We start from the raw sequence: 21,068 nt of genomic DNA on the forward strand, positions 1-21,068 counted from the left end.
GCCTCGAACTTCTCGGTCCTTTTCATCCTCTTTTTAAACACGTATTTTAAGGGGGAAATTCACATGGAACTTTTACAACAAAAAATTATCAACGAAGGTCGTGTCCTTTCCGACCATGTCCTAAAGGTCGACACCTTTTTAAATCATCAAATAGATCCCGAGCTAATGGTCGAAGTCGGCAAAGAATTTGCGCGCCTATTCAAAAATGACCAAATCACAAAAGTATTGACACTCGAATCCTCAGGGATTGCGCCTAGTATGATGACTGCGCTCGAACTTGGTGTCCCGGTGATTTTTGCTCGAAAAAGAAAATCTCTAACTCTAGTGAATGACCTTCTTTCAGCGTCCGTTCATTCTTTTACGAAAAATGAAACCAATGAAATCTCCGTCTCCAGGAAATTTCTTGAACCAACTGATAACGTACTAATCATTGATGACTTTCTAGCAAACGGGCAGGCTGCACTAGGTCTTGCTGAAATCGTAGAGTTAGCTGGCGCTAAAACCGCCGGAATTGGCATTGTAATCGAGAAATCATTCCAAGACGGTGGACAATTGCTTCGCAATAAAGGTTTCAAGGTTGAATCCCTAGCACGCATCCAATCTTTACAAGGTGGAAAAGTGACATTTTTAGAAGAAGTGGGGGTTGGTCGCTAATGCAAAAAGATCTTTTAAAAACTGCTTCTTTAGGAATTCAACACGTACTCGCGATGTACGCAGGTGCCGTGATTGTGCCGCTCATTGTTGGCGGTGCCATCGGCTTATCAGGTGAGCAGCTCACATATCTCGTTTCAATTGACTTATTAATGTGTGGAATCGCAACGCTTTTGCAGGTGTGGAAAAATAAATATTTCGGGATCGGGCTGCCCGTTATGCTCGGTTGTACGTTTACCGCTGTCGGACCCATGATCGCAATCGGCGGGCAATACGGGGTATCCGCAATTTACGGTTCGATTTTAGTTGGCGGTGTATTCCTTGTTCTCGTCTCTACTATCTTTGGTAAGCTCGTAAAATACTTCCCTCCGGTCGTGACCGGATCAGTTGTTACCATTATTGGGATTACGCTGATTCCAGTTGCAATGAACGACATGGCCGGCGGAGTCGGAAGCGCCGATTTCGGTTCGGTTCAAAACCTTGCCCTTTCATTCGGAACACTATTTTTTATCTTAGTCTTGTATCGTTTCGCAAAAGGTTTTATGCGGCAAATTGCCATTCTACTTGGGTTAATCATTGGTACAGTTGTTGCTTATTTCTTAGGCAAGGTTGAGTTCTCAGCAGTAGCAGATGCGTCTTGGATGCACATGCCTAAACCGTTCTACTTCGGTATGCCAACGTTTGAGCCATCAGCGATTATCATGATGATTTTAGTGTTAATCGTGGGTCTTGTCGAAGCATCAGGCGTTTACTTTGCACTCAGTGATATCACCGGCAAAAAGCTAACAGAAAAAGAGATATCCAAAGGTTACCGAGCAGAAGGAATTGCGACCATTTTAGGCGGAATATTCAACGCGTTCCCCTACACAACGTATTCACAAAACGTTGGACTGATCCAACTCTCGGGTGTCAAAAAGAACACTGTCATCTACGCAGCTGGGGCATTTTTAATTATACTTGGATTCCTTCCAAAAGTCGGCGCGTTCACAACTGTCATCCCAACGCCAGTTCTCGGCGGCGCCATGCTCGCCATGTTCGGAATGGTCATCTCTGCCGGAATTAAAATGCTAAGCAAGGTTGACTTTTCATCACAGGAAAATCTATTAATCATGGCATGCTCAATCGGAATGGGACTTGGCATCACAACCGTCCCTACCCTATTCGCAAACCTGCCCGAAGGCATCCAAATCATCACCAGTAACGGAATCGTCATAGGAAGCCTAACCGCTATTCTCATGAACCTCATTTTCATGAAATCACCGCGTGAGAAAAAGGTGCAGGTGCTGAAGGAGCATGGTCAACAGGCTTCGTAATTAAATAGAAATACAGGCATGCAATTTGCTGCAAATAGATCCGTTGATCAAAGCATTTTTAAGTACTATTGAAAAAAGTAGCTATCCATCCTTCGGTTGGCAGGTGGCTACTTTTTTCTGTATTTTACTACCATCCAAAACTAATTAGATGGGAGTGCTTCATCAATTTTCATTTCCGTAAATAATCAAAAAAGGCGAACCCCCAAAATAGTTCAACTGTCCTATCGTCACTTTCCACAACACTTCTTATATTTCTTTCCACTGCCGCATGGACATGGATCGTTTCTTCCAATTTTAGTTTCATTTTTAACTGGGGCTGTTTGAAGTACAGGTTTTTTCATTTCCTTATTGAATTGCATTTCTCTTTTCATAGATACTCTCTTCCATTCCTGTATATCTGGATGTTTTTCTCCCACAATCGTATAGAAGCTGTAGGCGACATGCTCAACTTCAATTAGAGAATATGCGTATTCATACTCCATATGAGCGTTGAATTCAGGGAGGGCATCAGTTGAAAAATGGAAGCTGAGCGCTTCAATAATTGGCTCTTGCACATCCAGTTCATCCGTTTCCCGATAAGCCTTTCTTAACTCCTGAAGTGCAAGATCCGTTTTAATATTCCCCAAGATTGAAGCAGCATATATGACTGATTCCGGCTCTCTTACATAAGGGGCAACCTCTTTTACAACATGGTCCGATTGAAAACGTACTAATGCAGCCGAAACCTCCTCCAATAAAAAATCGTCATCCCTTGTTAACAAACTTGCAAAAAGTGGGATGTATTTTTCAAGGTTTAGTAACCCAGCCATATAGACATTTATAATACCATTGTCGGAGAACCATTCATCATGAACCTCCTCGGAAAGAGTAATATCAATTTCTTCCTCGGTTATCCATCCTTTTTTTACAATACACTCCGAAAGTTTTTTCACAATTGGATAAAGGTCATATGTTCGGAATGGCGATCGATCAAGTTTATTCAACACCTCTCCATACATCGAATAAACTTCTTCCTCTGTACCTTGCTCGATCACTTCATAGACTGACCAGGTTTGTTCAGGTATATACTTTTTAAGCTTCTCTTTATATTTAAGAGCAAGCGCAGCATCAACCCTACTCAATAAGTTTTTTGCGTGGTGGCTGTTTTTTGGAGTCATGACAGGAATATTATCGATTAAAATATTTAGTGCTTCTTCATTTATGGTTTGGTTATCAAGATACATTAATATATAGGATTGTTTCTCTTCGTTGCTAAACGCTTCCTTCAATAACTCGACCGTCCATTCCTCAGGAACAGAAGGATAGTCATGTAGCGCACGTAAGACTGTTTTTTGGATCAAGAGATCATTCGACAATAAGTGTGGTTTGATTTTTTCTAAAAATGTCATTGGTACATTCCTTTCCCGAATAACTATTTTACTCACAAAGAATACCTTTTCATATAACGGAAGAAAAATAATTAGCCAACTTTTTCAGTCGGCTAATTATTTTTCTTGTTTATAAATGATAATAATCTATGCAACTTTAAAAATTAAGCCTTCAAAATCCTTTTCATTGAAAATTCCATCTGAGGCAGTTTCCAAATTGCCAATTAAATTTACCCGAACCCACCACTGGGGTGCTAGGGTTGATTTTATTTCTTTTACATAAAATGACAATTGCACTCCCCGTTCAACCAGAGCCTTTACAGCCTGAGCAGATACACCCGGAACATAGCCTAGCTGTATCCCCTCTACTGTTTCCATTTTAACAGCATAAGGATCAAATTCATTGTCATAATCCGGGATTGCCTGTAAAGAACTTCCGACACTTAATCGCGATACCCAATTTTCCGGAAGATCCTGATGCCGCATACCATTTATATAAAAATTTGTTTCAAACTGATTATTTTCATATACCCTTAATGGTTCTTCAAATGAGTATGCATCACCAGATAAAATTCCTCTTGTTTCACGAAGTATGTCCATTCGATCGGCTCCAAAAGGAAGGTTTAAATCCTTTAAAACTTTCTTATAATCTACCCTATCCGATGACGGTATGCGCCGGTCAAATGCAGGAAATAAGGACGCAGCAATATACTTCTTATGAACATCTGGGAATGCCGGATGTATACGGTATCCATTTCTTACAGCATCAAGGACCTTTCTGTGCGAATTACTATGGTGGGTATATTCAAAAATATATTTTTCACCATCGTAACTCAACGTTCCAATATGAAAGTATAAATTTTTTTCTTTACTCTTCCAAACAACCAATAATGACTTTATTGAATGCATGTCTCATCCTCCTTTCCTCAAATCAAATATAATTTTATTTATTCTTTGCCTAATAAATTCCTTTAAAAAATGTTTTCTAACAGTAGAAATAAGTGGAAATGTATCAATAAAATCATTATAAGCTTCTAGGTTAAACTCCTCAAGGTTAATTAGTACTTGTCTTATTTCATTAGGAAAATGCATTTTGCAATATTCTAGTACATCCTGCGCTTTAATAGGAGGTTGTGTGTTTTCGATAAGTCCAATTTTAACTTTCATTTTTTTATATAATTTTAGCATTTCCTCTTCTTTTTGAATGATCTTTTCAAGTCTTTGCTCAGGTAGTTGCCAGCCAAGTGATGCACCATTATCATATAATGGACCAAAAAATACATCATTACCTTTAAAAAGCAATTGCCAATTAAATGGATGACGGTCTTGATTACCGATTAGAATATCAAAGACATTCATTGAAATATACTCATACTTTACCAAATTAAAAACAGGATACCGTTCAATTAAATTAAATGCCTGAATTAATAGCTCAAAACTGTTTAAATCACTATTTTGTATACCTTCATATTCTTCTCCAAAAAATGCCGAAAGTAGACCTGCTCCAGGTTCACCTTGGTCTGCGTCATATTGCCGTAGAAAATGAAGCATTAAACACCCTCTCTTGCCGTTTCTATACGCTATTTCTGCTTCCACAGTCTTTAAATTTAGTAACTGAGCAATCTTTGCTCCAATTACTTCATTTACATCTTCCCAATTAACACGATCCCCAGATAATTCCCTCGGATATTTCATAATATATTCATTTTCATCTGGTGATAACAATTCAACCTTTTCTAGAGTACTTTTTTCACCGTGACTTATAAAAGTCCAATTAGTAACGTCCCTCATCTTATTACCTCACATTTATTAAAGCCCTAGTTTTGAAATTTTATCTTGATCTTAACTTTTCCTACCGCGCTCCCAAAACCTTCGAACTAACAGCTTTCGTCCTTCTTAAAGACATTGCTTCCCACAGTGCTTCATTCGTGATGGACTCATCTCCACTCAAATCGGATATGGTTCTAGCCAAACGTAGTATTTTCATTTGTACACGACTGCTCCATTGACAACTGGCAGACCATTTTTGAATCAACTGTTTTTGTTCGTATTGAAGGGATTTTCCGATTCTAAACATTTCATTTTCTGCAATTGAATTTAAAAATTCACCTTGGTATCGTTTATGCTGTCTATTCCTTGCTTCAATGACTCGCCTCCGTATTACTTGAGAAGATTCATTTTTTTCTTGTAAATCGCGTTGCAAAGGAACTGATTCTAATTCTAGAATAATATCAATGCGGTCTAAAATTGGGCCAGAAATCCGATTTTGATAGGCGTTTATTTGTTTTGGTGTACACGTACAATAATGACTTCGATCACCCAAATAACCACATGGACAAGGGTTCATAGCGCCAATCAAAATAAACCTGGAAGGGTAGATAACTGTTGTGGCCGCTCGACTTATCGTTACCTTTCCCGTTTCAATTGGTTGTCTCAGCATATCCAAACTCCGCCTCGGAAATTCTGCCATTTCATCCAAAAACAGTACACCATGATGTGCAAGGGAAACTTCACCTGGCTTTGGATTGGAGCTTCCTCCAATTAGGGAAACAGAGGATGAAGAATGGTGTGGAGAACGAAATGGCGCTTGAGTTGGGTTAAGTTGTGATACTTCCGCTAACTGATAAATGCTCATTACATCAAATTGACTATCCTTCGTTAATGGTGGCAGAATCGAAGGTAACGACTCCGACAATAGACTTTTTCCACTTCCCGGTGGGCCAATTAGTAAAACATTATGGGCTCCGGCTGCTGCTATTTCTAGTGCACGCTTTGCACGTTGATGGCCGATTATGTATTTGAAATCTTTTTCATCTTGGGTATTCTGTGGTGGGGATTTTTGTAGATTCTTAGTAGAGGCTTGAAACATTGATTTTGCTTTGCCTGATAAAGATTGTACTACGTCATCAAGTGAATGAACAAATCGCAGATCTATTCCTTCAAGATTTGCAAATGGCAAATCTTCAATGAATGGTAGGTACAGAATTTTAATATTTTGCCTTTTGGCTGCTAGAATTGCTGGTAGCATACCCTTTACTGACTTAATTTCTCCGGTAAGAGATAATGCTCCAAGAAAAGCGGTGTTTTCCGGTATCTCACGTTGAATATAATGCATTTCTTTCATTAACCCTATTGCCATTGCCAGATCAAAAATAGGGATATTTTTCTTTTGCTCAGAAGGTGAGAGATTAATAATGATCTTCTTGCCTGGAAAACTACAATTATTTGCATACAATGTGGCCATCACACGGTCCTTTGACTCCTTAACACTGGCATCAGGTAGACCAACTAAACTGACAGACTCTCTACCGGGAATTATTTGAACCTCAACATTTACTTTATATCCTTCCAGTCCACGCAATCCGATACTCGTGACAACAGTGGTCATTTTCGTCCTCCTTAGCTCAAATAAGTAGAATATATGTTCGTATTTGTAATATACACTACTTTATCAACTTTTGTCAATTATTAATTTATTTTAGGACGCTTTACCTGTCCCATCCCATAAAGTAATACTCTGTACCTTACCTCGACCAGGTTTTCTTTCAATCTATTACAAAGAGATGACACTCCTTTAATAGTCTTCATAACTTTAAACAATTTGTAACTAAATTTTGGACATATTTTTTCAAAAAGTGCTGTTTCAAAAAGGATTGGAAAGATTGAGCAGAACAGGTGCAAATGTGTCTTTCTTCTTTCAGGATATGAGTTTCACAGCATTATTTTATACATTTCATTTATTGCAAAATTCAACAAATTCGTTAATAAACAGTCATTTTTTTTAATCTGAGTAACACCGAATGATAACAAACTTTCTGTAGGATAAAGGGGAAGGTATTGGTATCACAGGTAATCCCATCCAATACCCACCCTCAAACTTATAGGAGGTGACACGGCAAGTAACGGATTATAAACAATCCACCTATTAAAAAAATTACGAGTTGGGAGAGACGAAGCAATGAATAAAAAACAGATCGAATCTAAAAAAGCAAACAAAACCCTATCAAAAAAAGTAGCTCCACTAGTAATGTCAACATCAATGGTGACTGCAGGCCTTTTAGCGGCTGGTGCTCCTATTTCTGCGGCAGAGCTTGAAAACAAGGTCGTTGATCAGGCAGCTGTCCAGCAAGTGAAAAATCACGGTCAGGAAGTATCTTCATTAGCTAAAAGTCTAGAAGGTTCCCCTGAAAAAGGGAAATTAATTAGCGAACTTGCTAAATCTAAATCCGGTACAACGAACGATGATACTGACGAAACAATTCAAGATGAGCAACAAGAAGGCGAAATCACGGAAAATCCTGCAACAGCTGAAGAACTAGGAACAGTGGACGGTACTGATGCACCAACTGAAGATGAAGTAATAGCTGATGATACTGCTGATGAAGAGGCAACTGAGGATGATAAAGGGGAAGCCGAAGACGACGCTTCAAATACGGTTGATGAGGAAACTGGAGACGGGACTGACCTACCAACTGAAGTTGACCAAACGGCTGATGATGCAGACGAAACCATTCAGGATGAGCAACAAGAAGACGAAATCACGGATAATCCTGCAATAGGTGAAGAACCAGGAACAGAGGAAGGGGCTGATGCACCAACTGAAGATGTTCAAGTAAGTGATGATATGGCAGATGCTGATGAAGATACTGAAACTTCGGCTGAAGATGGACAAGCTAGCGATGACATTGCAAATACGGTTGATGAACAAACAGGTGACAAGGCTGAAATTCCAACTGAGGATGACCAAGCTGCTGATGATGCAGATGAAACGACCCTTGATGAGCAACAAGAAGGCGAAATCACGGACAATCCTACAACAGGTGAAGAACCAGGAACAGAGGAAGGTATCAATACACCTACGGAAGATGATCAAGTAAGCAATGACACTACAAATGCTGATGATGAATTAACTGAGGAAAGTACTGATACTCCAATTGCTGTTGATGACCCGAGTACATGGGTAGATGAATCTTATCAATTTATCGAAGATAGCTACAAAAGTATTATTGGATACTATCAATCCGTTATTGATCAAAATTTAGACCAAACAATTTCCGAACAAACAAATGAAGTATCAAAAAACACAGCAGAGGTTAATGCAGCAACCGAAGCATCTGCGAATGCTGATGAAACAACAGATACAACAACATTAGAGGCTGACACAGCTCTAGACACAACGGTTGACAATTCAAATACTGAATCAACAATTGATACAGATGTTAATGTTGAAAATGAAGATCAATCTTCTGATTCAGAAACAATAGAGCTGGAAACAGTAGAAAATGCAGAGGTCGAGATTGCAGAACCCATACAAACCGAAACTGGCGTAGAAGTCATTTCAACTACTGAAACAGAACAAACGAATCAAAATGAAGAAGTAAAGGAAGCAGAAAAAATCTCTTTAAAGGATAAAATGATTGGATACTATCAAGATCTAGTTGCTTCATTCCATAACTTTATGAGCTTCTTAAAATAATAAAAACTTAGTAACATAATCATTTGGCGTAATATGAGTTTAATAGCTTTGAACTGAGTAAAAAGTAGAAGTTACTGCCTAAAAAGTTTTCTCCAAACCATAAACCCAAGAATGTTGATATAACAGCATTCTTGGGTTTTTCTTTTTTCATAAGGGATACAGGGACAGGTTCTTTGCCCAACCACATTTTTCCAAACTGAGTGTACCTGTCCCTCTGCCCCACCTAAACATGCGATACGATAAACTCTGCTTGACCGTCAAGGCTATATTCACGAATTCCATTTGGAATGATAAAATGTGTGCCTTTTTGGATTTCAAATGTTTGGCCTTCGATCGTTAGGATGGCTTGACCTTCTAAAACACTTACTTGTAAAAAATCATGGTTCAATTCACGAGATGCCTTACCGTTCAAATTCCAGTGATAAACCGTAAAATATTGCTCCTCAACGAGTCTTTTTTCGATTAAACCGTCATACATATTTTCTGTTTGCTCGACTGCTGCATCCTGATGAGGAACGGTTGTTACTTGAATCGAACGTTTCAGATGGAGTTCTCGCTTGTTACCCGCGTTGTCTGTTCGATCATAGTCATAAACACGGTAAGTGATATCAGAGCTTTGCTGGGTTTCGAGAATGACAATACCTTTTCCAATTGCATGAATCGTGCCGCTTGGAACGTAAACAAAGTCCCCAGCTTTTACTTTAATGCGTCTTAATAGCTTATCCCACTCACCCTGCTCAATCATTTGTGCAAGTTCTTCCTGTGTTTTCGCATGGTGTCCAAGTACCAATTCGGCCCCATCTTCTGCACTCACAACGTACCAACATTCTGTTTTCCCAAATGGCACGCCTTCCACCTTTCGCGCGAACTGATCGTTTGGATGCACCTGAACGGAAAGGTCATCTGCTGCGTCTAAAATTTTTACAAGCAATGGATATTCTTCGTCATTATCAGGCTGTTTGTTAAAAAGCTCCCCTTGTTCATTCCAAGCATCTGCTAATGTTTTTCCCTTCAGTGGGCCATTTTTTATCATGCTGGGACCATTCGAATGGGCAGAAATCACCCATGCTTCCCCAGTTTGCTCAGAGGGGATTTCATATTGAAATTCCGACTGTAATTTCTTCCCGCCCCAAATTCTTTCTTGAAAAACGGGTTGCAGAAAAATAGGTTCGTTATTATACATTCTTTAGCCTCCATGTATTTGATTTCCAATAATTGATCTATGTATAGCCGAAAAGAGAGCATATCATTTCTCTGCCCTCTTTCCAACCTTACTATATTTTACTGAATATCCTCAAGCAATTGATAAGCCTGTTCTTTCGTTGTTGTTTTTAGTAATTGCTCCCTGAAGTCTTCGTCCATTAATTTACGAGAAAGCATTTGTAAAATTTTCAGATGTGCGTCACCTGCTGCGTGTTCAGGAACAGCAATCATAAAGATGAGCTTTGCATCCGTTCCGTCTAGGCTATTCCAGTCAACACCGTCACGCTTAATCCCGAAGGCAACAGCTGGATGTTTCACGGTATTTGATTTTCCATGCGGAATGGCAATATTCATTCCTAGTCCGGTGGAGCTTTGTTCTTCACGATTTAATATCGCTTGTTTAAACTCTTCTTTTGAATTTAATACACCACTAGCATCTAACTTTGCGATTAATTCATCGATTACATCATCGCGAGTGGCACCAACTAAATCTGGCTCAATTAAATACTCACTTGAAATATCCGTTAATTTCTTAATTTCTACGTTCGATGCAGGAGCTCCTGTCTGTTCAACTTTTTCTTCGCGAACCGGTTCAGCCGCTACCACTCCAGATCCATCAGCAACTGCAACCGCTGGCTCGCCTTCAACATTCTTTTTCAGTGCAATAACCATAAAGGCTGTAACCACGGCACCAATAATCGCTGCAACAAAGAACATAATCACATTGTCAACCGCACCTAATACTGCTACAATTGGACCGCCGTGTGCGACTCTGTCGCCAACATTCGCCATCATTGCAATGACAGAACCAACCATAGAACCGACGACAATACTTGGAATTACGCGTAATGGATCTTGTGCAGCGAATGGAATCGCTCCTTCAGTTATTCCGAATAAGCCCATTGTGAATGATGCTTTCCCTGCTTCTCTTTCCGTTGGACGGAATTTACGCTTATTGATAAATGTTGCAAGTCCTAAACCAATTGGCGGAATACAGATCGCAACCGCAATTGGTCCCATGATTTCATAGTTTCCTTCTGCAATCATCGCTGAACCGAATAAAAATGCAACCTTGTTGAATGGACCACCCATATCAAAGGCAATCATTGCCCCAAGAATCATAGCTAATAGAATTGAACTTCCACCTTGCATACCGGCTAATAATTCTGTCAAGGATTCAAACACTTGGGCAACTGGTGCCCCGATGACATAAATGAATAGTAACCCAACAATGACCGATGCAAAAATTGGAATAAAGATAATTGGCATAACTGGTTGAACGGCTTTTGGCACTTTAATTTTTTTAATTGCAAGGGCCACATAACCTGCTAAGAAACCGGCAATGATACCGCCAATAAATCCGGCACCCGCTTCACTTCCATAAAAACTGCCATTTGCGGCAATGTAGCCGCCAATCATCCCGGGAACAAGTCCTGGACGGTCCGCGATACTTACAGCAATAAAGCCTGCCAAAATCGGAACCATGAACATGAATGCTGTTCCGCCAAGGCTTTCAACCTGCTTCCAAATTGAATCCTCCGGAATCACAATCCCGCCGGGTGTTTGCTCACCGCCAAGTGTTAACGCAAGCGCAATCAACAATCCCCCTACCACAATGAATGGAACCATGTAGGAAACACCGCTCATTAAGTGCTTATAGATAGGGTTTTCTTTTTTCTTAGGGCTGTTTGCTTTGCTGGCTGTTGCCATGTCCGGTTTGTAAATAGAGGCATCCTCACTTAGAACCTGTTTGATCAGTTCTTCTGGCTTATGCACACCATCTTTAACACCGGTAATGACTACCTTTTTTCCAGCGAAACGCTCTTTCGGTACTTCTTTATCTGCCGCAATGATAATGCCATCTGCTTCAGCAATATCTTGATCTGTTAATGCATTTTCGACACCAATTGAACCTTGTGTCTCAACTTTTATATCAACGCCCAACGCTTTGCCTGCTTTTTGTAAGTTCTCAGCGGCCATGTACGTATGAGCAATACCAACAGGACAAGCTGTAACCGCTACTATTTTTGCCATGCTAGTTCCTCCTACCTAAAAAATAATTTTTGTAAACGCCTACCTTTATAGTACCCCCTTCTTGTCCTGCTAATTTCTTATATTTTTACCGGAACTTGCGGTAAAATGAATTTTTATTTGAAAACGTTTAATAAAAATAATAAGCAGTGGAGCAACTCGTACCCACACTGCTTACAAATTTTTTATAAACTTTCCTCAAGCACCCGAACAAATCTTTTAAAATCCTGTGCTTCCATTAATTTTTTCACAACAAGTGGCGTTTCACTAAGCGAGGCAATGTTTCCAATAATTTCACGGAGCTCTGTTTGAGACTCTTTTGAGATTGAAAGCATGAAAACAAGCGAAACGAACTCATCTCCCCACTCCAGAGGCTCTTGTAATAATGCCACTGCTAGTACAGGCTTTTGAATGAGGGATGGGTCTCCATGCGGAATCGCAATCCCCCCGCCAATCGCTGTTGAGGATTTCCGTTCCCGGTTAACAGAGCTATGTATATACTCTCGGGTCACAAAGCCTTTTTCATAAAGCGACATTGCAAGCATTTCAACAACCTCATACCGGTGTTCCTTTTGGACATCGAAAAAAGTGAGCTCTTCCCTTAGTAACGGAGAGAAAACATGGGCATCCTGCGATTGACGTTTCTTTTTAACCTGAAGTTCTTCGACAAACTGATTTAATTTCTTCTTATCCTCCTGACTAAATAACGGGGAAATGACAATCGTTTCCACCTCTATGTTTTCAAGCGCAATGGTGGAGATAATAAAATCAACCTGCTTCTGACTTAAATAATGCGTGATCTCTGCTTTCCCGATACAGTCTAAAATCTCGATTTCCTGATATTTTTGCTCAATTTTCGCCCGAAGTAAATGCGACATGCCGATTCCCATATGGCAAACAATCAAAGCCTTCTTTTTCTCTACCTGGCGTTTTGTTTCAAGCCTTTCAATCGAAGCTTGAAAATGAAGGACGATATAAGCCGCCTCATCCTCTGGAATCTCCAAATTAAAAATGTGATTTATTTCTTCAAGTGACAAAATCACCATACTAATCATATACGGATACATTTGTTTAATCTTCGAAAGAAGTGGGTTGGTAATTGGAAAACCGTAACGGATTCGGTTTAAGACCGAGTGCATATGTACGGTAAGTCCATTTGTTAAAATCGGGTCATCTTCAAATCGGAAAAGGGTAAGTTGGGTCATTTTTTCAAGGAGGGCTTGGACAATCGCAACTGTTTCCTCATTATATTGAAGTATCTGCTGTGAGCCTTCCACCATCCGTTTTCCACTAATCAAATGCCAGGTAAAATAAACCTGTTCTACCTGCGGAAATTTTAATCGAAACGCCGATTCGAGTTGGATGAAGAACCAAGTCGCATACTGATATTCCTTCCGCTTTATGGCATCCTCTATTTCAGTATCTTTAACAAACACAGGTGATTTTTGACGTGTCCGCTTAATCATAACCAATGCATGAACAAGCAAACTTTCGACAGCCTCATCCGTAAACGAAATCGAACACTTATTTTGCATATCTTTTAACACTCTTCTCACAGTTGAGATCTCATAGGGTAAAAATAAATCCAAGACAGCATTATTTTCAGTCTGGACTAGGTCGGATAAATGCGCCAATGCATTCCGCTTCTTTAATTCTGTACCTTGTACGATATTCCCAATTCGCTGTTTTGAAACTAATTCTAGCTCAAAATATTGAAGCCAATTCATAATCGTTTCCAAATCTTTTTTGATTGTAGCCTTTGGGACATAATAACGATCTGCCCAATATTTTAATGTAATTCCCTCCCGGCTTGTTAACAACTGAAAAGCCATCTCAAACAATCGTTCTTCAAACGTTTTCAGTTCACTTGATAGCATATCGCGTAAAATCTCCGACCGGTCGTACTCATCAATTATGATGGAAATCCCGATGCCCGGCTTACGAACCATACTAGCGCTATCATAATCCTGCAGAAACTCCTCCAAGCGGTCCAAATCATTCCGCACCGTTTTCTCCGCACAATCCAATTTTTCTGCTAAATCGTTTATTTGTAATGTCCCATCCTCGTTAAGAAGCAACAATCTTAATAATTCCTTCTGTCTATGATTCATTCGAAGCACCTGCTTAAACTTTCAATATACAAAGTGTAACGTGATTTACTGGCCAAATCAATGTAAGTGCCACTGGGAAAAATTCACTATCCCACAATAAAGAGCCACCCCACCGAGTGGAGCAGCCCGTTAAAAAGTTCTATTCAAATAAAGGACTCACAGCTTTTTCGTTGTGGATGCGGTCGATTGCGTTGACTAGCAATGGTGCAACGGAAATGGTTGTGATTTTATCGATTCGTTTTTCTTCTGGTAATTGAATGGTATTTGTGATGACCAGTTCTTGAATTGGTGAAGACTCAATTCGTTCAATTGCTGGGCCTGATAAGACTGGGTGCGTACAGCATGCGTACACTCCCTTTGCTCCCATTTCTTTTAAGGCTTTCGCAGCAATGGTAATCGTTCCGGCTGTGTCAATTAAGTCGTCGATAATGATGGCATTTTTCCCTTCGATATTACCAACGATATTCATGATTTGCGCCACATTTGGCTTCGGACGTCGTTTATCGATAAAGGCAATTGGTGCATTTAACTGGCTTGCCAATTTTCTAGCCCGAACAACACCGCCTTGGTCAGGTGCAACTATGACGACATCTTCAAGCCCTTTTCCAGCAAAATATTCCGCAAGAAGCGGTACACCAAGCAATTGATCCACAGGAATATCGAAAAATCCTTGAATTTGCGGTGCGTGCAGATCCATAGTAACAACCCTTGTTGCACCCGCTTTTTCAAGTAGATTTGCGATAAGCTTCGCTGTGATTGGTTCACGTGAGCGGGCTTTTCGGTCCTGGCGTGCATACCCGTAGTAAGGAATTACAACATTGATGTTTTTAGCAGATGCCCTTTTTAGCGCATCAATCATGATTAACAGTTCCATCACGTGCTCGTTTGCTGGCTGTGAGGTCGATTGTACCAAGTATACCTCACTTCCGCGCACACTTTCTTCTATGTTAATATGTATTTCTCCGTCACTAAAACGAGATACTGAACTTTTCCCTAACTCACAGCCAAGTAACGTTGCCATTTCCTCGGCTAATTTTGAATTTGAATTTAAACTAAACATTTTAAAACAATTGTTTAATTGGTAAGCCACTGTTCGTCCTCCAAGCAAAAAATAGTCTATATATAATATAACCTAATTTTGCGGGCATTTACATAGGGCCAGGTCACAAATTTCGACAAATCTTAGTATAATCCATAAAAAAGGACACCACGCACGTGATGCCCTCCATATCAAAACACAATCGTCTTATTATGATCGACAATAATTCGGTCTTCCAGATGCCATTTTACTCCACGGGCGAGCACGTTTCTTTCGATGTTTTGACCGATTTTTTTCAGTCTTGCCACATCGTCACGGTGATCAACGCGTGCAATATCTTGTTCAATAATCGGGCCCTCGTCCAAGTCGTTTGTGACATAATGGGAGGTCGCACCAATTAATTTTACCCCGCGAGTATATGCACGCTCATACGGTCTTGCTCCGACAAACGCCGGCAGGAATGAGTGGTGAATGTTGATAATTTGATTTGGATATGCCGCGACAAAGTCCGGTGTTAACACCTGCATGTAACGTGCGAGCACGATTAAATCAATTTCATACTCTTTTAAAATTTGTAATTGCTGTTCCTCAACCTGCTTTCGGATGTCCTTGTTTGCAGGAATATAAATGAACGGAATACCGAGATTTTCAACAACAGGTCGCGCATCCTCATGATTGCTCACGACAAGCGAAATATCCGTCATCAAGTCGCCGCTTTGCCATTCCCATAGAAGCTCATGCAAACAGTGCAGTTGCTTGGAAACAAAGATGGCTGTTCTTTTCACATTTTGGACATCGATTAGCTTCCACTTCATTGAAAATTTTTCTGCAACCTCTAAAAAAGCAGATTCCATTTCTGGCTTTTTCTCAGATAAGGATGGGCAGTCAAATTCAATGCGAAGATAAAATGTCCCTTCTTGATGATGGGTGGAATATTGGCTGGATTCAATGATATTCGCATCGAATGAATATAGTAATTGGGAGATTGCCATCACGATTCCCGGTTGGTCGGGACAACTCACCAATAGCCTTCCATGATTCTGATTCTTGCTTTGAAACTCTTCCTTGTTAAAATACATGTTCATTACCTCACATTAATTAATGAGAAATATTATAACAGTATCTTGGAGGGTTGTCTAAAAATTCCGGGTCAGAGGGACAGGTTCTGTGTCCCACCACTTTTTCCCTGGGACAGTAAACCTGTCCCCATGTCACATCATATTCAAGAATTGTTCCCCTTTTGAGGATATAGTGGTACCAGCACGACCTTTTCGGACGTTTAGAAGTCCCATTTTTTTCAGTACTTCAAGGCGCAGGCGTAATTGCTGGTCCGTGAGTGAGTTTTCCTTATCATTCATTTGTTTTTGTAAACCCTTTCTACCATAGGATTTATTCTGTTCTTTTCCCTTTTTCAAGATTTTCAACAGATTAATACTTTCTTCCAAAAACCCATGCTTTTCGATTTCATCAATGACTTCTTTGAGATCAATTTCATCATTATTAGAGGCTGTTTTTTTCTCAATCCCTTTAAAAAATAGCGGTAGTGAATCAATTTCAATGTCAAAAATATTTAGACAGACACAATAAGAAACCACATTATACAGTTCCCTTACGTTTCCTGACCATTCATAACGAAGAAATGCATCAATCACTTCCCCGGAAAATGTGACAGTACCTTTTTTTAAGTGAGCTTTAAATGCATCAATTAGCATTTCTAGGTCTTCAATTCTTTCCGTTAATGAAGGCATTCGAATACGATACGAGGAGAGATACGAATAAAAATCCCTACGAATCACGTTTTTATTTGCCAATTCTTGCAAACTATCAATTGTCGAAAAAATAAGTCGAATCTTTTGTAAAGCCTTTTCATCAAATCTTTCATTTATTTTAATCCACTCTAGCAGCTTACCCTGTAGTCGATTAGGGATGTGGTCTATATTTTTCATGTACAAGGTGCAACTTCTAGCCGCCTCCAAAACACCAGGTAACTTGGATTCCTTATCTCCGAAAAGCTCCTTTTCCATTTGTTTGGCATCCTTGTCCGCACAATTATAAATGTAAAACGGTAGAGACCTGTTCAACGATTCATTATGAATCATTTCTGCCATCATTCGTTTACCTGTCCCGGTTTCTCCCTCAATATGAATAATCTGATGTGTAACGGCAAGTTTTTGGGCAATGTTTTTCGTTTGTAACATGATTGGAGAACGTGTCCTAAATTGATCAAAGGTTTTTTGTTGATTTTGATCCTCTAGAATAGACGGACGATTTGCCACCTTATTTTCAAACAAGAAAACCAATGAACGAATATATCCATTGAATAATAAAGTTTCCTCGAATTCCAAACTAAAATATTCGCATACTTCTTTTATTGTATCAAATGAAATCACACGAGGGCCAAGATCAATCACCATTGGAAAGCCTTTAGGCACAAGATTTACCTCACCAGGTGTAACAACTACATCAATATTTTCCATAATGGTTCCATTAGTGCCGAAAGGAAAATACACGTGTTCCGGTACGATTTGCTTTAAAGCATTTGCTGTTTGAATCGCATCTTTTTCATTATCATTGACTACCAATATATGTTTTCCATGTGCGAGATGAAGTAATTCTTTCGTATTGACGATGTTCACCGTTCTTGATGCAGGGATGCACACACATTTTTCAGGGAGAAAAGGTTTTACGATTTCGGAAATTGCCGTTCCAGTAAGTAGCACGATATCCTGTTCCTTCACCATGCCATAGTTGAGTTCTTTTACACTGATCCAACTTACATTTATCGACCCATTAAAAATATGATCAACCTGCTTAAATAAGTGTTGCAAATTCTCCTCTTGTATTCCAATTAGAATGAGTCTTCTATTCATAAAATCCCGTCCTGATTTTCATATATTAGAAAAGGCTGTTGGATATGCAACAGCCTCATTTCTTCTATTCTATAATGGGTAGTCCATGTTTATCAATTATTTTCAATATCTAAAACCTTGTCAACAATTCGATTCGCTTGTAAAAGTGCATAGTTTACCTTGTTTATACTTCTTGTCAATTCTGTTCTAAGTAAAAAAAATTCATGTGTTTGTGGCTCAACTTGTTCAAGCTTTGAAATATCAGACAGGGATGGAATCACAACTGGGTTTACAGCTAAATCCTGATCAAATCGGTTACCCTTCACATAATTCAAAGGAACCAATTCTTGTGAAAGTTGTATAATTCCTTCGTTAAACAAATATTCATATTCGGAAAGATTTTCACCATTTTCAATAAGCCCGTACATTTTGTTAAGTTTGTTTTCTAATTCGATAACGCGTTCGAGCGCTACCCCAAAATCAATGGCACCCTTTGCTTGGTCTGCATATTGATTCAGCGCATCTTTCATCTCGGCAACCGAAAGGCGATGGTTTACAGGAATAATGGGTGCAGTCGCAAGATCATAAACGATATCCAAATAAACTTGGCAATCTCGTCTTAAATTCTTAAGATCAATTTTGTCTATCATGTCCTCAGTTGTATGCCACCACCATCCGTATCCTCCTGTTTTTCCACCGCCAAATAATTGTCCAAAGGCCTGTGCCGCAGGTTCTTCTGAAGCCGGCTGCTCGGAAAGACCCATTAATAAGGATGGCATTCCTGTTCCCCAGAAGCTTTGGTCTCCAGCGCGGCTATACCGTGACCCATTAAAGTGCTGATTCGCAATTTTTAGAACAGATCGTTTGACAATTTCTTTCGTTTCCGCCATACAGTTATTTTCTGACAAAATGCTCGCACCTTTTGCTCCTACAGAATCAATATTGACATGGGCTACCCCATTTTCATGAAGCTCCTCCCAATTCTGGTCACAGTACCACGTTGAAGCTGCATATCTTCCGTGAGAATGGCCAGACCAAAATGCAAAACGAACCGATCGCCTTAATTCACTTTTATGACTTGCGATGATGCGTGCAACCTCGACCATTGTTGCATTCGCCGTTCCATTATCCATAGCCCCATAATGCCATGAATCAATATGGCCACTGAACAACACAAATTTTTCTGGTTCTACATTCCCTTTGATTTCACCTGTTAAAAAGGGTATCTTCCTCCATCCGGTGTCAACTTTTGTTTGGACACGGGCATTTGCACGCACGTTTTCACTGAGGATGCTCTTAATCTCATTCCCACGCTTTGCCGTTAAAGACACAACTGGAAGATTTGGTAATAATGGGAATGTTTTCGTTGTCGGACTTCCCCATACTGATGAAACAATCATTTCATGTGTGTACTCCGCATTAATAAAAATGGCTGCGATTGCACCTGATGCTTCTGCTCTTTCAACAGAAGGACCTGTTGCAAGACCATCGATAAGTACGATTTTCCCCTGTACATTTTGGTTTAAAAAATCGACTTCCAGACCTTTTCCAACATACACAATTGGTCCTTCTACCCCACCTTCAGGAGTTGTCGCTCCCATTGAATGAGTAATACATGTAAATGGAACTCCTTCAACTTCTATGTCTCCACTTACAGGGAGGCTAATATAGGCATCACAAAACTCTAGCACAGGTTCAATTCCGAATTCCTCTAGCTTACCTTTTACATAATAAAACGCGCGAAGCTCTTCTTCAGAACCTGATAAACGAACTTCTTGTGCGATATTTTTTGTATATTCCATTAAAAGCTCTGCATTTACTTCTTCAAATAGGGGTTTTACTCCACTTTCCATTTTTTGTTCACTTCCATCCCTTTATTCGTTTGCTAATCTTGAAATTAGTATGGCAACTAGTGCACTACGGACTGGCATTTGTGAGATGAGAAGATGCTCATTTGGCGCGTGGGCACCATCTCCAACCGGTCCTAAACCATCTAAAGTTGGGGCAAATTGAGAGGCAAAGCTTCCATCACTCCCGCCACCACTGGCTTGCTCTTCGAGATCAAAATTAAGATAGTCCTTTGCAATATCCTTTGCTGTTTCAAACATTTTGCTAATTGCAGCCGTTTTTTCCATTGGTGGTCGGTTAATTCCGCCTGTCACTTCTATCGATAGCCCTTCCTTAGAAGGGGTGATACCTCGAATTAATGGAATAATTTTATCAAATTCTTCATTATTTAAGACACGCAAATCTAATTCTGCTTCTGCTTCAGCAGCAACCACATTCGATGCACTCCCACCTTTAATAAGACCCACATTTAATGTCGTTCCTTTTTCAAAGTCTGTTAAGCCGTGCAAATACAAGGTTTGACGCGCTAACTCTTCAATGGCACTTACTCCTTTTTCAGGTTCAATCCCTGAATGTGCTGCACGTCCATTCACTTTAATGGTGAAAATACCGACACCTTTACGTGAGGTTTTTAGTTTTCCGGTTGTTGAGCTTGCAGATTCTAATACAAGTACATATTTACTTTTTTTCGCTTCGGCTTCGATTAAATCACGTGAGCATTCACTTCCGATTTCCTCATCAGAGGTAAACAGCATCACAACCTTTGATTTTAACGGAACCTGTATAGTTTGTAAGGCATGCAAGGCGAACAGTCCTTGCACAATTCCACCCTTCATGTCGAATGAACCGGGTCCATAAAGCTTATCCCCTTCAATTCGGAATGGAAGTTTTTTAAGTGTGCCTCTGGGCCAAACCGTGTCCATATGCGCCAATATTAAAATTTGGTCCTCCCCATCTCCTATTACACAGCGAAGATGATTTCCTCGTTTCTCATTTTCAAAGGCTTCAATTGTGCCGCCGACATACTTTGCGTATAGCATTTTCAACTGCTCCCCAACTTGGTCGACCATTACTTTTTCAAGGGAAGGTGATTCAATTTCAACTAAACTTTTAAGGACCCCAACCATCTCGGATTGTTTTCCCTTTAAAAACTCAACAACTTGTTGTTCCATGCTTATGC

At 39.8% G+C, this 21,068-nt stretch carries 15 protein-coding genes; 3 read left to right on the forward strand and 12 right to left on the reverse strand.

Features of this window, described 5'->3' with window-relative positions; translation table 11 throughout:
* Nucleotides 1–63 precede the first annotated feature (63 nt).
* Both LKW28_RS04180 and LKW28_RS04185 read left to right on the forward strand, forming a co-directional pair.
* Nucleotides 64–654 (forward strand): xanthine phosphoribosyltransferase, encoded by a 591-nt coding sequence (locus LKW28_RS04180; protein WP_229139096.1) that lies wholly within the window; start codon nt 64–66, stop codon nt 652–654.
* On the forward strand, nt 654–1,964 hold the full coding sequence (locus LKW28_RS04185; protein WP_229139097.1) for a nucleobase:cation symporter-2 family protein: 1,311 nt from the start codon (nt 654–656) through the stop codon (nt 1,962–1,964). Before LKW28_RS04180 ends, LKW28_RS04185 begins: the two co-directional genes overlap by 1 nt.
* Before the next feature lie 227 nt (nt 1,965–2,191).
* On the opposite strand, the gene LKW28_RS23110 is transcribed toward LKW28_RS04185, so the two are convergent.
* The 4 genes from LKW28_RS23110 to LKW28_RS04205 form a co-directional block, all read right to left on the reverse strand.
* A complete protein-coding gene (locus LKW28_RS23110) occupies nt 2,192–3,352 on the reverse strand; it encodes an SEC-C metal-binding domain-containing protein (RefSeq protein WP_324255006.1) in 1,161 nt (386 codons plus the stop codon).
* A 126-nt stretch (nt 3,353–3,478) separates the two neighbouring features.
* Nucleotides 3,479–4,240 carry an HIRAN domain-containing protein gene (locus tag LKW28_RS04195; protein WP_229139098.1) on the reverse strand — a complete coding sequence of 254 codons (762 nt, stop codon included), beginning with the start codon at nt 4,238–4,240 and terminating at the stop codon, nt 3,479–3,481.
* A gap of 3 nt (nt 4,241–4,243) precedes the next feature.
* Nucleotides 4,244–5,122: a HipA domain-containing protein gene (locus LKW28_RS04200; RefSeq protein WP_229139099.1), complete on the reverse strand. Its 879-nt coding sequence runs from the start codon at nt 5,120–5,122 to the stop codon at nt 4,244–4,246.
* Between the two features lie 61 nt (nt 5,123–5,183).
* Nucleotides 5,184–6,719, reverse strand: a complete 1,536-nt coding sequence (locus tag LKW28_RS04205) for a YifB family Mg chelatase-like AAA ATPase (protein ID WP_229139100.1) — start codon at nt 6,717–6,719, stop codon at nt 5,184–5,186.
* A gap of 570 nt (nt 6,720–7,289) precedes the next feature.
* On the opposite strand from LKW28_RS04205, the gene LKW28_RS04210 reads away from it, so the two are divergent.
* Complete coding sequence (locus tag LKW28_RS04210; protein WP_229139101.1) at nt 7,290–8,807, forward strand: hypothetical protein; 1,518 nt, start codon at nt 7,290–7,292, stop codon at nt 8,805–8,807.
* A gap of 223 nt (nt 8,808–9,030) precedes the next feature.
* Here LKW28_RS04210 and manA read toward each other — a convergent pair whose 3' ends face one another.
* The 8 genes from manA to LKW28_RS04250 all read right to left on the reverse strand — a co-directional run bounded on the left by manA (nt 9,031) and on the right by LKW28_RS04250 (nt 21,060).
* On the reverse strand, nt 9,031–9,990 hold the full coding sequence (gene manA / locus LKW28_RS04215; protein ID WP_229139102.1) for a mannose-6-phosphate isomerase, class I: 960 nt from the start codon (nt 9,988–9,990) through the stop codon (nt 9,031–9,033).
* A 98-nt stretch (nt 9,991–10,088) separates the two neighbouring features.
* Entirely contained in the window at nt 10,089–12,044 is a 1,956-nt protein-coding gene (locus tag LKW28_RS04220) for a PTS fructose transporter subunit IIABC (protein ID WP_229139103.1), read from the reverse strand.
* Nucleotides 12,045–12,226: 182 nt separating this feature from the next.
* Complete coding sequence (locus tag LKW28_RS04225; protein ID WP_229139104.1) at nt 12,227–14,152, reverse strand: BglG family transcription antiterminator; 1,926 nt, start codon at nt 14,150–14,152, stop codon at nt 12,227–12,229.
* A gap of 139 nt (nt 14,153–14,291) precedes the next feature.
* Nucleotides 14,292–15,242 carry a ribose-phosphate diphosphokinase gene (locus tag LKW28_RS04230; RefSeq protein WP_324255007.1) on the reverse strand — a complete coding sequence of 317 codons (951 nt, stop codon included), beginning with the start codon at nt 15,240–15,242 and terminating at the stop codon, nt 14,292–14,294.
* A gap of 140 nt (nt 15,243–15,382) precedes the next feature.
* Complete coding sequence (gene purU / locus LKW28_RS04235) at nt 15,383–16,270, reverse strand: formyltetrahydrofolate deformylase (RefSeq protein WP_229139105.1); 888 nt, start codon at nt 16,268–16,270, stop codon at nt 15,383–15,385.
* Between the two features lie 132 nt (nt 16,271–16,402).
* On the reverse strand, nt 16,403–18,061 hold the full coding sequence (locus LKW28_RS04240) for a sigma 54-interacting transcriptional regulator (RefSeq protein WP_229139106.1): 1,659 nt from the start codon (nt 18,059–18,061) through the stop codon (nt 16,403–16,405).
* A 92-nt stretch (nt 18,062–18,153) separates the two neighbouring features.
* Complete coding sequence (locus LKW28_RS04245) at nt 18,154–19,893, reverse strand: M28 family peptidase (RefSeq protein ID WP_229139107.1); 1,740 nt, start codon at nt 19,891–19,893, stop codon at nt 18,154–18,156.
* Nucleotides 19,894–19,914: 21 nt separating this feature from the next.
* Entirely contained in the window at nt 19,915–21,060 is a 1,146-nt protein-coding gene (locus LKW28_RS04250; RefSeq protein WP_229139108.1) for a M20 family metallopeptidase, read from the reverse strand.
* Between the last annotated feature and the right edge of the window lie 8 nt (nt 21,061–21,068).

Source organism: Bacillus sp. REN16 (assembly GCF_020731355.1).
Taxonomy (GTDB): domain Bacteria; phylum Bacillota; class Bacilli; order Bacillales; family Bacillaceae_L; genus Ferdinandcohnia.